Source organism: Xanthomonas bonasiae (genome assembly GCF_017163705.1).
GTDB lineage: Bacteria > Pseudomonadota > Gammaproteobacteria > Xanthomonadales > Xanthomonadaceae > Xanthomonas_A > Xanthomonas_A bonasiae.
Genome location: NZ_JAFIWB010000006.1, coordinates 19,489 through 34,395, shown reverse-complemented (window position 1 = coordinate 34,395; position 14,907 = coordinate 19,489). Strand labels below are relative to the sequence as shown.

Annotated in this window: 12 protein-coding genes; 8 read left to right on the top strand and 4 right to left on the bottom strand. The window is 64.2% G+C overall.

All coding sequences use genetic code 11. The features are described 5' to 3' along the window. The first annotated feature begins 225 nt into the window (after window positions 1-225). Window positions 226-2,313 (top strand): phosphocholine-specific phospholipase C, encoded by a 2,088-nt coding sequence (locus JR064_RS08195; RefSeq protein WP_206229398.1) that lies wholly within the window; start codon window positions 226-228, stop codon window positions 2,311-2,313. Window positions 2,314-2,581: 268 nt separating this feature from the next. Here the strand turns inward: JR064_RS08195 and JR064_RS08190 are convergent, their stop codons facing one another. Next, window positions 2,582-4,879: a TonB-dependent receptor family protein gene (locus JR064_RS08190; RefSeq protein ID WP_179566667.1), complete on the bottom strand. Its 2,298-nt coding sequence runs from the start codon at window positions 4,877-4,879 to the stop codon at window positions 2,582-2,584. Between the two features lie 296 nt (window positions 4,880-5,175). On the opposite strand from JR064_RS08190, the gene rimK reads away from it, so the two are divergent. From rimK to JR064_RS08170, 4 genes are all read left to right on the top strand, one after another. Beyond that, window positions 5,176-6,069, top strand: coding sequence for a 30S ribosomal protein S6--L-glutamate ligase (rimK, locus tag JR064_RS08185; protein WP_046978031.1), 894 nt, complete (start codon window positions 5,176-5,178; stop codon window positions 6,067-6,069). Window positions 6,070-6,334: 265 nt separating this feature from the next. Then, on the top strand, window positions 6,335-6,793 hold the full coding sequence (locus JR064_RS23055; protein ID WP_241092927.1) for a hypothetical protein: 459 nt from the start codon (window positions 6,335-6,337) through the stop codon (window positions 6,791-6,793). A 14-nt stretch (window positions 6,794-6,807) separates the two neighbouring features. After that, window positions 6,808-7,485, top strand: coding sequence for a response regulator transcription factor (locus JR064_RS08175; protein WP_046978044.1), 678 nt, complete (start codon window positions 6,808-6,810; stop codon window positions 7,483-7,485). Beyond that, a complete protein-coding gene (locus JR064_RS08170; RefSeq protein WP_206229397.1) occupies window positions 7,478-8,821 on the top strand; it encodes a sensor histidine kinase in 1,344 nt (447 codons plus the stop codon). The genes JR064_RS08175 and JR064_RS08170 overlap by 8 nt, the downstream gene beginning before the upstream one ends. Before the next feature lie 138 nt (window positions 8,822-8,959). Here JR064_RS08170 and coaE read toward each other — a convergent pair whose 3' ends face one another. The 3 genes from coaE to JR064_RS08155 are packed head-to-tail and all read right to left on the bottom strand — an operon-like array spanning window position 8,960 to window position 11,723. Continuing rightward, a complete protein-coding gene (coaE, locus tag JR064_RS08165) occupies window positions 8,960-9,580 on the bottom strand; it encodes a dephospho-CoA kinase (RefSeq protein WP_206229396.1) in 621 nt (206 codons plus the stop codon). Between the two features lie 13 nt (window positions 9,581-9,593). Further along, the gene (locus JR064_RS08160) at window positions 9,594-10,457 is read right to left on the bottom strand and encodes a prepilin peptidase (protein ID WP_206229395.1); all 864 of its coding nucleotides are present in this window, start codon (window positions 10,455-10,457) and stop codon (window positions 9,594-9,596) included. Window positions 10,458-10,463: 6 nt separating this feature from the next. After that, window positions 10,464-11,723 (bottom strand): type II secretion system F family protein, encoded by a 1,260-nt coding sequence (locus JR064_RS08155; protein ID WP_206229394.1) that lies wholly within the window; start codon window positions 11,721-11,723, stop codon window positions 10,464-10,466. A gap of 384 nt (window positions 11,724-12,107) precedes the next feature. Here JR064_RS08155 and JR064_RS08150 point away from each other — a divergent pair, with 384 nt between their 5' ends. The 3 genes from JR064_RS08150 (at window position 12,108) to JR064_RS08140 (ending at window position 14,888) form a co-directional block, all read left to right on the top strand. After that, window positions 12,108-12,515, top strand: coding sequence for a pilin (locus tag JR064_RS08150; RefSeq protein WP_206229393.1), 408 nt, complete (start codon window positions 12,108-12,110; stop codon window positions 12,513-12,515). A 62-nt stretch (window positions 12,516-12,577) separates the two neighbouring features. Continuing rightward, window positions 12,578-12,988 (top strand): pilin, encoded by a 411-nt coding sequence (locus JR064_RS08145; protein ID WP_206229392.1) that lies wholly within the window; start codon window positions 12,578-12,580, stop codon window positions 12,986-12,988. A 40-nt stretch (window positions 12,989-13,028) separates the two neighbouring features. After that, entirely contained in the window at window positions 13,029-14,888 is a 1,860-nt protein-coding gene (locus JR064_RS08140; RefSeq protein ID WP_206229391.1) for a hypothetical protein, read from the top strand. The last annotated feature ends 19 nt before the right edge of the window (window positions 14,889-14,907 follow it).

Here is a 14,907-nt window from a genome sequence, read left to right as displayed (position 1 = left end):
GATGGCAATACGGGCATCCACTTCCATTCGGTTTCCCTCGTCCGGTCTCGGTCCAGCGCAGTAAGCCGACGATGCGCCGATGGCCAAGAGCATAACCGGACCATGGCGCGCGTCGTTGCCCTGCGCCCTGCGCGTCCGCCGCGGCGCGGCCTGTCAAACCCGCTTCATCTGCGGCACCTACGCTGGCCGGTCAGTGAGCGCATGCTCGTCGCCGGTTTCTCCCCCATGGTCGAACACAGTCGTCGCCGTTTCCTCGCCAGTGCATCGCTGGCCCTCGGCGCGGGGGCGGTCATGCCGCTGCTGCCCGGCGCCATCCGCAGCGCATTGGCGGTGCCGCCGGCGCGGGTCACTGGCACCGTGCAGGACGTGCAGCACGTGGTGATCCTGATGCAGGAGAACCGCTCGTTCGACCATTACTTCGGTTGCCTGCGCGGCGTGCGTGGTTTCGGCGATCCAAGGCCGCTGCGCCTGCCCAGTGGCCGCCCGGTCTGGTACCAGCCCGAGGCCGGCGCCGGCGATCGCTACGTGTTGCCGTTCCGCCTGAACGGCACTACCAGCAGCGCGCAGTCGATGGAGGGCCTCGACCACCACTGGAAGGGCTCGCACGAGACCTGGAAGCACCACGACGCCTGGATCGCGCAGAAGACGGCGATGACCATGGGTCATTTCCAGCGCGAGGACCTGCCGTTCTACTACGCGCTGGCCGACGCCTTCACCATCTGCGACGGCTACCACGCCTCGCTGTTCGGCCCGACCAATCCCAATCGCATGTACATGTTCACCGGCACCAGTGGCCTGAGCGTCGGCAACGATGGCGAGCAGGCGGTGAACAACCTCGACGACGGCAACTGGACCGCCGACATGGCGCGCGACAACCCGGCGTTTCCTGGCTACACGTGGACCACTTATTCCGAACGTCTGCAGCAGGCCGGGGTCAGCTGGCAGGTCTACCAGGAATTCGACAACTACGGCGACAACAGCCACCCGTACTTCGCCAATTTCCGCAATCTCGACCGCAGTTCGCCGTTGTACCAGCGCGGCCGCGCGATCGTGCCGGGGTCCACCGCCGACAACGCCAAGGCCTCGCGCGGCGAGCACCTGATCGCGGCGTTCGAACGCGACGTGCGCAGCGGCAACTTGCCGCAGGTGTCGTGGATCGTGGCGCCGTACCTGCTCAGCGAGCATCCCCAGGGCACGCCCGCGTATGGCGAATCGCTGAGCGCGCGCCTGCTGGAGACGCTGGCGGCGTCGCCGGAGGTCTGGTCCAAGACCGTGTTCCTGATCAACTACGACGAGAACGACGGTTTCTTCGATCACGTGCCGCCGGCGTTGCCAGCGACCGATCCGGCCATCGGCGCCAGCAACGTGGATCTGCGCGGCGAGAACTACCACGGTGTTCCGGTCGGCCTCGGTCCGCGCGTGCCGATGCTGGTGGTGTCGCCGTGGAGCCGCGGCGGCTGGGTCGATTCGCAAGTGTTCGACCACACCTCGGTGATCCGTTTCCTGGAGCGCCGCTTCGGCGTCGCCGAACCCAACATCGGTCCGTGGCGCCGCGCGATCGCCGGCGACCTGACTTCGGCGCTGGATTTCGCCGGGCACGACGACGCCCGCGTCGCCTTGCCGGACACCCGCGACTTCATCGCCCGGGTCGACGCGACCGTGGCCTTGCCGGCGCCGCAGCGACCCGCGCAGCAGGCCTTGCCGGCGCAAGAGCCGGGCCAGCGCCCGGCGCGCGCGCTGCCCTACGATTTCGATGTGCGCTTGCAGGCGGGAGCGCGGCAGCCGACGCTGCGCATGCTCAACCGCAGTACCGTCGGCGTCGCGCTGAACGCCTATGCCGACGGCGGCAGCGCCGGCCCGTGGTTCTACACGATCGCGGCGGGCAGCGAATTGCACGATGCGCGCGACTGGCGCGGCGCGGCGACCGATCCCGGCTACGCGTTGCGCGTGCATGGCCCCAATGGGTTCCTGCGCGAGTTTCACGGCGACGGCGTGACCGATGCGGGGCTGCAGGCCGATGCCGACTACGACGCGGCCAGCCAATGCCTGCTGCTGGAACTGCGCAATGCCGGTGCGCAGCCATGTCGGCTGCGGGTCCGCGATGGCTACCGCGGTGGGGTGGAGCAGGCGTTCGAACTGGGGGGCGGCGCACGCCAGACGCTGCGCTTTCCGTTGGCGGCGCAGCACCATTGGTACGATCTGGAGATCGCGAGCACGTCCATGCCGCAGTGGCGGCGGCGCCTGGCCGGGCACATCGAGACCGGCCGTCCGAGCATGAGCGATCCGGCGATCGGCCGCGCTGTCGCCGGGTAGCTGTCGCTCTATTCAATAGGGTGGCGTCCCCACGCCGTGTGTCGCGGCTGAAGCCGCTCCTACAAAAGCGCGCAATGTCGGGCTCTTGTAGGAGCGGCTTCAGCCGCGACCGATGTCGCCGTCAATGCGACCTCCAACAGCACCACACACAATCGAAAAAGCCGCCAGATGGCGGCTTCATGCATGCGGCTTTTCACCGGGAAAACGCAAGGCGCCGCCGCTGCTCCCGCAACGGCGGCGCGATCGCCTTCCCTGGCGAGGCGTCAACTCAGAACTTGCCGCTGAAGGTGACGAAGAACTGCCGCGGCGCGCCGGCCATCAGCGTCTGGTTGTAGCCGTTCGGATCGGAGACCACGTAGCCGTTGGTGCCGACGGTGGCGAAGTAGCGCTTGTCGAACAGGTTGGTGACGTTGGCGCTCAGGCCCAGGTTCTGGAACATGCCGACCTCGCCGAAGTCGTAGCCCGCGCTCAGGTCGAAGCGCCAGTAGCTCGGCACCGACGAGTCGTTGAGGTAGCTGATGTAGCGGCGGCCGGTGTACTTGCCGTCCAGCGCCGCGTGCCAGCCGGCGTTCTCGTAGGCCAGGCTGCTGGAGAACATCCACTCCGGGATGCCGACCACGCGCTTGCCCGAGGTGGCCACCACACCGCCGTTGAGATAGTCGTCCTGGTAGGTGGAGTCGTCGTAGGACAGCGAGTTGAGCCAGCGCAGCTGCGCGATCGGGCGCCACATCACCGCCAGGTCGGCGCCCTGGCTGCGCACCGAGCCGACGTTGTTGAGCGTAGCCGAGCAGGTCTGGATCGCGCTGCACGGCGAGGTCACCAGCAGGCGGTCGTCGAAGGTGGTGTGGTACAGCGCCAGCGATGCCTCGATGCCATCGCCGCGCACGCGATAGCCCAGTTCGTAGGTCTGCGCGGTTTCCGGCTCCAGCGATTTCTTGATCGCGTCGAACGCCGCCTGCGATTCCTGGAACGGGGTGAAGCCGAAGCCGGCCATGTTCTTGTTGTAGGACGCGTAGAGTTCCTGGTGCTCGTCGAGCTTGTAGTTCACGCCAACCTGCGGCAACAGATCCGAATCGGCCTTGATCTCGCCGGCCGCGTAGGAGGTGGTCGGCACCAGCGACTGCGCCGTGGTGTCCACCTGCAGCTTCTTGGCGCCGAAGTTCAGGGTCAGGCGGTCGTCGAGCAGGCGCAGCGTGTCCTGCGCATAGAACATGCGCGTGTCGGTCTCGTAGTGCTGGGCGAAGCCGCGGGCGAACAGGGTGCCGGACTTGTTGAAGTAGTACAGATCGGTGAACGGGCCATCGAGCAGGAAGTAGTTGCGCTCCTGCACGGTCTTGGCGTTCTGGTACCAGCCGCCGATCTCGATCTCGTTGCCGGCGACGGTGAAATTCAGCGACGCGGTGACGCCATGCCGGTTGAGGCGATAGTCGGTGGTGCGCATCGACAGCGGCACCGTGGCCGAGGACGCCACGTACGGCGTGGTCCATTGGCCTTCACCGTTGTTGTCGTGGTAGTAGCCGGCCAGGTTCAGCGTGGCGTTGCCGCCCAGGTTGAACGCGCCGCTGAGCGCGGCCAGGTTGTCGTCGCGCAGGCCGGCGCCGGAGTAGTAGGTGGCGTCGGCCTTGCCGTAGTCGGCGGGCAGGGCGTTCAAGGACGCCGGGTAGCTACCGTTGCCGTTGAGCGCGTTGGCGATCTGCACCGCGCTGTTCCAGTCCGGCATCAGGTAGTCCCAGTCCCAACCCAGCGCTTTCTGCGAGGTCAGCGACAGGTCCATGATGTCGTATTCCTTGCGCTTGGAGCTGTCCAGGAACAGGCTGACGCGGTTGCCGTCGCCCCACTGGTACAGCGCCTTGAGGTTGGCCTGGTTGTACTCGTTGTTGCCGTAGCCTTTCCACTTGTCCACCTCGCCGTGCACGATCGAGGTGTACATCGAGAAGCCGTTGATGTCGCCGATGTCGCCGCGCAGATAGGTGCGGCGGGTGGAATCGGAACCGAAGGTCTGGCTGAAGCGGATGCCCGGCGTGGCATCCGGATCGTCGGAGTAGTAGCGCACGGTGCCGCCGAGGTTGCTGCTCGAGGCGGTGCCCAGGGCGCCGGCGCCCTGCGACAGTTCCACCGAGCCGACGTTCTCGGAGATGATCGCGCGGGTCACCTGCAGGCCATCGCTGACGCCGTAGCTCATGGTGCCCAGCGGCACGCCGTCCAGGGTGAAGCCGAGGCGGCTCTGGTCGAAACCGTGCAGGCTGATCGCGGTCGACCACTCGTAGGACCCCCACGCATCGGCCGACTGGAACTGCACGCCCGGCAGCTTGTCCAGCACCTTCAGCGCGCTGGTGCCGGGCGCGGCGATGCCGATGTCCTCGCGGGTGATGCGCTGCACCTGGCGGGTGGTGCCGGTGGACACCACGGTGATCGCATCGAGCATGGTCGCGTCGCTGCCGCCGGCGGTGGCCGTGGCCTCGGCGTCGGCCGGTGCGGTCTCGGCCAGCGCGGCGAAGGCCGGCAGCGCGGACGCGACGGCGAGCACCAGCGCATGCAGGCGCAAGGATCGGGAGGTGGGGGTCATCGAAATTCACCAATAAAAGGGGGGAGGCGTTGGGGGCCTGGCGTGCGATGCGTGACAGCCAACACACGGCCTGTGCGGCCCGCTCGCCACCATGCAACGGTTTTGTGAACGTTTCGGGGCGGTTCCGTGTCGTCTGTGGGACAGCGTGTCTGCAGATGCCGGCCGCCGAGCGGGCATGCCAAGGCCGGTCATGCGCCGCCGCCACGTTCGCGCGCGAACCATCGGGCATGGTGCCGATCCCGCAGCGCCGACGGCGCAACGTATGATGCCGGGCCAGCCACCGCCGTCGCGCCTCGATGAAGCTCGCCATCCTGTCCCGCAACACCAAGCTGTATTCGACGCGGCGCCTGGTCGAGGCCGGCCGCGAGCGCGGGCACACGGTGCGTGTGCTCGACCCGCTGCGTTGTTACATGCGCATCGCGGCCGGGGCCTTCACCATGCATTACAAGGGCAAGCCGATCACCGGCTACGACGCGGTGATCCCGCGCATCGGCAATTCCGTCACCCGCTACGGCACCGCGGTGCTGCGTCAGCTGGAAATGATGGGGGTGCGCACGCCCAACCCGTCCGATGCGATCCTGCGCGCCCGCGACAAGCTGCGCGCGCACCAGTTGCTGGCGGCCAAGGGCATCGACATGCCGATGACCGTGTTCGGCGACAACCCCGACGACACCGGCGATCTGCTGTCGATGCTGGGCCCGCCCCCGCATGTGGTGAAGTTGAACGAAGGCACCCAGGGCACCGGCGTGATCCTCACCGAGAAGACCAGCGCCTCGCGCGGCGTGGTCGAGGCGCTGCGCGGCCTGTACGCCAATTTCCTGGTGCAGGAGTTCATCGGCGAGGCCGAGGGGGCCGACCTGCGCTGCTTCGTGGTCGGCAACCAGGTGGTCGCGGCGATGCGCCGGCAGGCGCCGGAAGGGGACTTCCGCTCCAACCTGCATGTCGGCGGCAGCGCGCAGCTGGCGGTGGCCAGCCGCGGCGAGCAGGAAGTGGCGGTGCGCTCGGCCAAAGCCCTCGGCCTGGGCGTGGCCGGGGTCGACCTGATCCGCTCGCGGCGCGGCCCGCTGGTGCTGGAAGTCAACTCCACCCCGGGCCTGGAAGGGATCGAGGCGGTCTGCGGCCTGGATATCGCCGGCAAGGTCATCGAGCACCTCGAAGCCAGTCTGATTCGAAAGAAATCAGTAACTTAGGGTGATGTTCGGCCCTGCGTTCTGGCTTAACACGGGTTTAATTCCCGCCTGCGTATGCTTCGTCGGACCGCAGCTCTGCCCTCCTCAGCAGGAACGGTAATCGGGATATATCTTTCGGCCCAAGCGGCCTTGCCGCTTGGGTCTTTTTCTTTGTGCGCGGCGCTGCCGTCGGTGCAGCGCTCAGCCTGGGTCGTGCGCAGCTTGCAGCCCCGTTCGCCGGACGGCTACATTGTGATTCATACCACCAATCGCGTAGGGGACAGGGATGAAGAAGGTGATCGGTTTGATGCTGGGGATGGCGCTCGCGTGCAGCGCGGCGGCGGCACCGAAAGGTGAGGCGCCCATGAACGTGAAGAAATCGTTCGCACAGCAACTCAGTACAATTCGCCAGCAGTTGGACGATGGCAAGACCTACTCCGAACTCAGTGCAGAAAATCGCAGCAAGGTGGAAGCCGCGCTGTCGCGCATGGCGACGGTGCTGAATGCACACCCTGACGTCGATACGCTGCGCGAGGAAGACAAGGTCGTGCTGTTCAACGATCAGGAAACGGTCAACTCGCTGCTGTCCAAGGCGTCGTCGGACAGCCGGCTGATCTGCAGGCGCGAAGCGGTCATCGGATCGCTGCGCACCACGACGCAATGCAAGACCGTGGCGGAACGCCGCCGCGACAACGAGGATGCGCAGGAATTGATGCGGCGCAATCCAACTGGCAAGTACGACTGACGGGGTAAATGTTGGTGCGAATTCTAGTGATCGAAGACAACAGCGATATCGCTGCCAACCTGGGCGACTACCTCGAAGACCGCGGGCACACGGTGGATTTCGCCGCCGATGGCGTTACCGGCCTGCATCTGGCGGTGGTGCACGAATTCGATGCCATCGTGCTCGACCTCAACCTGCCGGGCATGGACGGCATCGAAGTGTGCCGCAAGCTGCGCAACGAAGCGCGCAAGCAGACCCCGGTGCTGATGCTCACCGCCCGCGATTCGCTGGACAACAAGCTGGCGGGCTTCGATTCCGGCGCCGACGACTACCTGATCAAGCCGTTCGCGCTGCAGGAAGTGGAAGTGCGGCTCAACGCGCTGTCGCGCCGCGGCAAGGGCGTGCACACCCGCGTGCTCGAGACCGGCGACCTGGAATACAACCTGGATACGCTGGAAGTGCGGCGCCAGGGCAAGCTGCTGCAACTCAACCCGACCGCGCTGAAGATCCTGCAGGCGCTGATGGAGGCCTCGCCCGCGGTGGTGACCCGGCAGGAACTGGAAACCCGCGTGTGGGGCGAGGAACTGCCGGATTCGGACTCGTTGCGCGTGCACATCCACGGCCTGCGCGCGGTGGTCGACAAGCCGTTCGAGGTGCCGATGATTCAGACCCGCCATGGCATCGGCTATCGCATCGCCGCGCCCGATGCCTGAAGCTGGAGAGTTGCCGCGGGCGGTGCGGCGGCGCGGACGCTACCGCCGCCGCCGCCTGCGCAGCCGCATCATCCTGTCCTTCGTGCTGTTGGGCTTCGGCCTGACCGCACTGTTCGCGTTCGCCACCAATTGGGCGCGCGCGCGGGTGGAGAATCAGCTCGTCGAAGACGTGATGAATCGCAACATCGACGCCTTCGCCAAGCGGTTCTATTCCGATCCTTCCAAGAATCCCGACCTGCCGGTGCAGCAGATGTTCGGCCGGGTGGTCAAGAGCGATCGCTTCGAGACGCTCCGGCGCGAGCAGCCCGAGTGGTACAAGCTGTCCGATGGCATCCACAACATTTCCGGGCTCGACGAAAGCGGCAAGCCTTTCTCGTACAAGCTTGCGGTACGCAAGACGCCCAGCGAGTGGTTCTTCCTCGCCTACGACATGACCCAGACCATCCAGGGCGAGGTGCAGCTCAATCGCACCCTGATCCTGTCGGTACTGGTGTTCAGTGCGCTGTCGCTGGTGATCGGCTGGTGGTCGGCGTCGCGGGTGATGCGCCCGGTCTCCGACCTGGCCGCGCGGCTGCGCGCCTACCGCGGCAGCAGCGATCCCAAGCCGCTGGCGCCGCATTTCCCCGACGACGAAGTCGGCCAGCTGGCCGAAGCGCTGGACGACTATTCCGCCCGGCTCACCGAAGTGGTGCAGCGCGACCGCGAGTTCAACGCCGACGTCAGCCACGAGCTGCGCACGCCGCTGGCGGTGATCCGCGGCGCCACCGAACTGCTGCTGACCCGTCCCAATCTCGACGAGAAGGTGTTGCAGCGCCTGCAGCGCATCCAGCGCGCCGAACAGCAATGCAGCGACCTGATCGGTTCGCTGCTGCTGCTGTCGCGCAACGAGCGCGGGCAGGGCAACAGCAACGTGGCCAAGGTCGCCGAGCAACTGATCGAATCGCACCGCGCGCAGCTGGGCGGCAAGCCGCTGCAACTGTTGCTGGAGGGCGAGCGCAACCTGACCATCGACGCACCGGAGTCGGCGCTGTCGGTGGCGCTGGGCAACCTGATCGGCAACGCGGTCAAGTACACCCAGGAAGGCCAGGTGGTGGTGCGGGTGCTGAGCGATGCGGTGCAGGTGATCGACTCCGGTCCCGGCCTCAGCGCGGAAGACGCCGCCAAGCTGTTCCAGCGCGGCTACCGCGGCACCCACGCCGGGCACTCGCAGGGCGGCGGCATCGGCCTGTCGATCGTCAGCCGCCTGTGCGATCTGTACGGCTGGCAGGTCAACGTGCGTCCGGGCGCGACCAAGGGCGTGGTGGCGACGCTGTGGTTCAGGCCGGCGGCGGGTTGAGATAGCGCCCGGCAAGATTGCCGAACGCCTTCGCATATCGCAGTTGTAGGAGCGGCTTCAGCCGCGACAGAGATTCCAGGGCGCGCGTGTCGCGGCTGAAGCCGCTCCTGCAAAAGCGCGCGGTCGTATCGAAAACGCCTAGCCGATCTTCGCCGCCGCCAACGCGCGATAGCGCCGATCCAGCGCATCCACCGCGTCCTGCAGCCGCTCGGCGTCGCCATCGTTCACCACCACATCGTCGGCGATCGCCAGCCGCGCCGCGCGCGTGGCCTGCGCCGCGATCATCCGCTGCGCCAGCTCGGCGGTGATGCCGTCGCGCTGCATCAGGCGCGCATGCTGCGTTGCCTCGGGCGCGTCGACCACCAGGATCCGGTCCAGCCAGGGATATGCGGTGCGCGCGCCGACTTCGGTCAACAACGGAATCGCCGCCACGGCATAGGGGCTGGCGGCCTCGCGGCATGCCTGCTGCATCCGCGTACGAATCGCCGGGTGCGTGATCGCTTCCAGATCGCGGCGCGCCACCGGATCTTCGAAGATGCGCTGGCGCAGTGCAGCCCGATCCAGGCTGCCATCTTCGCGCAGGATCTGCGGACCGAACCGGGCCAAGATCTGCGCCAATGCCGGATGCCCGGGCGCGACTACCGCGCGGGCGGCCACATCGGCATCGGCCACGACGATGCCCTTGGCCTCGAAGCGGCGGCTCAGCTCGCTCTTGCCGGAGGCCACGCCGCCGGTGAGGCCGACGATGAAATCGCTCACCGCGCGACTCCGGTCAGCGCAGCCCGGACCAGCGCATGTAGGTATCGATGATTTCCGTGCCCCAGAAGAACGTGATCCAGCCGGCGATGGCCAGATAGGGGCCGAACGGAATGGGCGTGGCCCGGTCGCGGCCCTTGGCCGCCAGCCAGATCGAGCCGAGTACCGCGCCGACCAGCGAGGAGATCAGGATCGTCGGCAGGATGCCCTTCAGCCCGCACCAGGCGCCGATGGCCGCCAGCAGCTTGAAGTCGCCATGGCCCATGCCTTCCTTGCCGGTGATCTGCTTGAACAGCCACCACACCGACCACAGCGACACATAGCCGACCGCCGCGCCGAGCAGCGCCGGCTTGGCCGGCATGTACAGATTGTCCATGCTGCCCACCAGGCCCAGCCACATCAGCGGCAAGGTCAGCTGGTCCGGCAGCAAGCGGGTGCGCAGGTCGATCCCCGACATCGCGACCAGGAAACAACTGAACACGATCGCGCCGAACCCCTGCCAACCGAAGCCGAAGCGCCAGACGCTGGCGACCACCAGCAGGCTGGTCAGCATCTCGACCAGCGGGTACTGGATCGAGATCGGCGCATGGCAATGCCGGCACTTGCCGCGCAGGGCCAGCCAGCTGAACAGCGGGATGTTCTCGTACCAGGACAGCTTGTGCTTGCAGTGCGGGCAGTGCGAGGGCTCGACCACGATCCCGGGCGGCGGCGGATCGTAGATGTCCGGCAGCTCCAGGATCTCGCGCGAATCGCGCTTCCACTGCCACTCCATGCGCTTGGGCAGGCGCAGGATCACCACGTTGAGGAAACTGCCTACCAGCAAGCCCAGCCCCGCCGCGGCGGGAAAGCCGAGGCCGGGGTGTTGATCGAGAAATGCCATTAATGCTTATCCAACGACTGAGGCCAGCTTGAAGATGGGCAGATACATGCCGATCACCATGCCGCCGACGATGGTACCAATGAACACCATGATCAGCGGCTCGATCAGGCTGCTCAACGCATCCACCGCATTGTTCACTTCCTGCTCGAAGTACTCGGCCACCTTGAACAGCATCGCATCCAGCGCGCCGGCTTCTTCGCCGATCGCCGTCATCTGGATGACCATATGCGGGAACAGGTTGGCCTGCTTCATCGCCACGTTGACCGGGTAGCCCACCGAGACGTCGTCGCGCATGCGCAGCACGGCTTTCTCGTAGACGCTGTTGCCGGTGGCTCCGGCGACGATGTCCAGGGCTTCCACCAGTGGCACGCCGGCGCGGAAGGTCACGCCCAGCGTCCGCGAGAAGCGCGCCACCGAGCTGTTGTGCATGATCTGGCCGATGATCGGCACCTTCAGGATCAGCCGGTCCATGCCGTGCTGCATCGACGGCGAGCGCTTGTAGGCGAAGACGAAGCCGACAATGGTGCCAACCAAGACGATCAGCAGCATCCACCAATAGGCGACCATGAAGCGCGATGCAGCCACGATCATCTGCGTAAACGCGGGTAACTCGGCGCCAAAGCCCTTGAACACGTCCTCGAACTGCGGCACCACCCACACCAGCAGGATCGAGCTCACCAGCAATGCGACCGCCATGACCATGGCCGGGTAGAACAGGGCCTTCTTGATCTTGCCCTTCAGCGCTTCGATGTTTTCCTTGTAGGTCGCGACCGTCTCCAGCACGGTTTCGAGCACACCAGCGCCTTCGCCGGCCTTGACCAGGTTGCGGTAGAGCTCGTCGAACTGGACCGGATGCTTGCTTATTGCCTCATAGAGAGATGAGCCGCCCTCGATATCGGTGCGGACCTGGTCCACCATCTTCTTCATGCGCGGGTTCTTGTGCCCGCTGGCGATGATCTCAAGCGATCCCACGATGGGGACGCCGGATTTCATCATGGTCGCCATCTGGCGGCTGAAGAAAGCGATGTCCTTCGGCGTGATCTTGCTGCCCGCCGAGCCGAACAGCGGCTTGGGCTTGGGCTTGACCACCGACGGCGTGATGCCCTGGCGGCGCAGCTCGGCGCGCAGCAGGTTGGCGTTCTTGGCGGTCTGCTCGCCCTTCATCTTGATGCCGCGCTTGTCCGTCCCTTCCCAGACGAACGGCAGCTGCTGGCTGGTATTGCGTGCGACGGGCTCTTTGGATACTGCGCTACGAGTTGCGGACATCAGCTGTGCTCCCCGTCCAGCCATCCCCAGGCGGACATGCTTGGCATGGTATCGGTTTCCGTGGCGTCTGGCATCCGTGGTCGATGGGCGGGGAGGTGGCCCGGCCGTGGAAAGCCAAAATTCCGTCATGATGACGCTGCGCGTCACTTTGTGACGCTGTCTGGCAGAGGGGATATCTCATCGCAAATCCCTTCTTTCCCCATGTCTGGCCCAATGCGATGAGGCATCATGCGTCTCGGGGAGCAAAGGGTGTGCGTGAGGAAGTTGGCACGCAGCCTGCTTGTGTCACCCGCACGTGGCGCTCTGCCGCGCGGCGCTCGAGGGGTTGCAGGCTCCGCGGGCCGAGTGTCTGCCAACTTACACACCATCTCTAGGGGATTCACCATGAAGAAGCAGCAGGGCTTTACCCTGATCGAACTGATGATCGTCGTCGCGATCATCGCCATCTTGGCCGCTATCGCGCTGCCGGCTTACCAGAACTACGTGCGCAAGTCGCAGGTCACCGCGGCCCTGTCCGACATCACCCCGGGCAAGACGCAGTTCGAAGTGCTGACCAACGAAGGCAAGAGCATTACTAGCGCAACCGATATCGGTCTGACGGACAAGACCAGTCGCTGCAAGTCCATCGATGTTACCGCCGGTGACGATGGTGATATCAGCTGTACGATGATTGGTGGCGAAGGCGTTGCTGATAAGAAGATTAAGTGGGCGCGTACTGCCTCGGGCAATTGGAACTGCAGCACCGATGCTACTGAAAAGTATCGTCCGAGCACCTGCACCACGAGCCTGTAAAAATACTTGTCTTGCTTAAGGAAAACCCCACTTAGTGGGGTTTTTTTATAAGGGGCAAAGGTATGCGCGATCAGAAGGGTTTTAGCTTGATCGAGCTGATGATGGTGATCGCCATAGCGGCTGTTCTTTCTGCGATCGCCCTTCAGGGCTACACCAATTACGTTTCGCGTTCGCAGGTCGTGGCGGCATTAAGCGAAATTCGGGGCGGGCAGACTGGCCTTGAGGCGGCATTCAACGAGGGCAGGGGGAGCGATGTCAGTGCCTCCTACATAGGGTTGTCCTCATCCGCGCGATGTCCCGAGATAACTGCCTCGGTTGACGCTGCAACAGGGGTTGGTGGTATCAGCTGCGTTCTGGCCGGTAACGACTTGGTCGCTGGAACGACGCTATCGCTGCGCCGGAGCACGTCCGGCGTGTGGAGTTGCGATGGCAGCGACATGCCTGAAAAGTATCGGCCCGAAGGGTGTGGATGACTGATTTTCTGAGTAGGGACTACGGTCCGGGGATCTTGTAATGGCGAATCCGCCAACCTTGCGGGCGCTGGCTGCTTCCCCGTGGCTTGGAGTTGTCGTATTGGTCATCGTTGTTCTGGCCGTATATTGGCCTGGGCTGACGGGGCCATTCTTGTTCGACGATTACCCGAATATCGTCGACAACGCGAAGATCCATCTTGCTGCATTAAACTTTCAGAGCTTGAAAAGCTCGGCCATGGGCTACGAGCCGGGCTCCGTTGGCAGGCCGTTGGCTACCTTGAGTTTTGCTCTGAACTGGTACTTCTCGGGCGAAAATGCTTGGGGCTATAAGTTGACCGGGGTGGTGGTCCACGTCGTCAACGCGTGGCTGGTGTTTGCCCTGTTGTTGAAGATGACACGCGGTGCCGCCACGATGTCTGTTCGGCGTGGGATCGGCTATTGCCTGGTCGTTGCCTTGCTGTGGGCCGTGCATCCCCTGCAGGTGTCTACGGTACTGTATGTAGTTCAGCGAATGGAGTCGCTGTCGCTGACGTTCGTGTTGCTGGCGCTCATTGTCTACCTGCATGGAAGACAACGGCAGATGGAGGGCGGTTCTGGGTGGGGATGGCTCTGCTTTTCCGGGGCGCTCGCCTTGGTTGGGCTGTTGTCCAAGGAATCCGCTGCGCTTTTCGGCGCGTATGCCTTCTCGCTGGAAGTTTGTCTGTTCCGCTTTGCTGCGAATAACCGGCGAGATAGGCGTCTGCTGATCGCCTTGTACTTGGCGTTCGGGTTGGTCGCGAGCGCGATATTCTTCGGGTGGCTCTTGCCGCGGGCGCTTCAGCCTGGTGCCTTCCAAGGACGGGATTTCACGCTCTATGAGCGCTTGCTTACCCAAGGGAGGGTATTGGTTCTTTACCTTCAGCAGATCGCCCTGCCGTTGCCGAAAAGTTTGATTTTTTATTACGATTCCTATCCGAAGTCTGTCGGGCTGCTCTCGCCGGTAACGACACTTCTTTCGTGGCTCTTTATCGTCGCTCTACTTTGCGTGGGCTGGCTTGCGCGGCGAGCGATGCCGTTGCTTTCGCTCGGGGTTTTCTGGTTTTTTGCTGGGCACCTGTTGACGAGCAACGCGATAGATCTTGAGCTTGTTTTTGAGCACAGGAACTATTTCTCGTTGCTCGGAGTACTCCTTGTGTTTGCCGAATTGGTGCGCATCATCCCGTTGAGGGATGGTCCTGCAATCAAATATGTCGGTGTTGCCGCGGTAGTCGTCTTCATGGTTGGTCTTTGCGCCATTCGTTCGGCAACGTGGGGAAATGGGTTCCTTTTCTTCAATGAACTGGTGGACGTGAATCCACAGTCCGCGCGGGCGAGAACCGGTCTTGCCATTGCGCTCGTGGAACGCGCCAATGGAGACGGCGACTCGCCCTTGTACAGCTTGGCCGAGCAACAGTTCGAGGCTGCCGCCGCTCTGCCAAGCGCATCGACCCTGCCCGAGCAAGGGCTCATTCTCATGGCGTTGGCCTATGGCAAGCCGGTCAAGGACGAGTGGTGGTCAGGATTGATCTTGAAGTTGAAAACAAAGCCGCTTTCGGCGGATGTCGCATCATCTGTCTCTGATTTGATTCAACGGCGCAAGCGCGGCGTGGCGATCGATGATGAGAGGCTGAAAGAGGCATGCGTTGCACTGGCCAGTCGGAACGGCGTTCCTGCCTTCATGTATGCCCAATTCGGCGACTATGGCCTGACCTACCTGCATGACGCTACATTTTCCAATCTGATGTTTGCTAGAGCAGTGGAAGCGGGCAGATCGGATCCCGCCTTTGTCGCTAAAATGCTTTCCACACTTCTTCAGGAAGGGCATCAAGAACAGGCCTCTGTCGTGCACGACAAGGCCAAAGAACTTGGTATATTGAAATAGGTGCAAGGTTCCAAATGGC

Excerpts from the sequence above, each read along its gene's own strand:
- JR064_RS08145 (WP_206229392.1), top strand. The coding sequence starts at position 12,578 with ATGCGCGATCAGAAGGGTTTTAGCTTGATCGAGCTGATGATGGTGATC.
- rimK (WP_046978031.1), top strand. The coding sequence starts at position 5,176 with ATGAAGCTCGCCATCCTGTCCCGCAACACCAAGCTGTATTCGACGCGG.
- JR064_RS23055 (WP_241092927.1), top strand. The coding sequence starts at position 6,335 with ATGAAGAAGGTGATCGGTTTGATGCTGGGGATGGCGCTCGCGTGCAGC.
- JR064_RS08155 (WP_206229394.1), bottom strand. The coding sequence starts at position 11,723 with ATGTCCGCAACTCGTAGCGCAGTATCCAAAGAGCCCGTCGCACGCAAT.
- JR064_RS08190 (WP_179566667.1), bottom strand. The coding sequence starts at position 4,879 with ATGACCCCCACCTCCCGATCCTTGCGCCTGCATGCGCTGGTGCTCGCC.
- JR064_RS08160 (WP_206229395.1), bottom strand. The coding sequence starts at position 10,457 with ATGGCATTTCTCGATCAACACCCCGGCCTCGGCTTTCCCGCCGCGGCG.
- JR064_RS08170 (WP_206229397.1), top strand. The coding sequence starts at position 7,478 with ATGCCTGAAGCTGGAGAGTTGCCGCGGGCGGTGCGGCGGCGCGGACGC.
- JR064_RS08195 (WP_206229398.1), top strand. The coding sequence starts at position 226 with ATGGTCGAACACAGTCGTCGCCGTTTCCTCGCCAGTGCATCGCTGGCC.
- JR064_RS08140 (WP_206229391.1), top strand. The coding sequence starts at position 13,029 with ATGGCGAATCCGCCAACCTTGCGGGCGCTGGCTGCTTCCCCGTGGCTT.
- JR064_RS08150 (WP_206229393.1), top strand. The coding sequence starts at position 12,108 with ATGAAGAAGCAGCAGGGCTTTACCCTGATCGAACTGATGATCGTCGTC.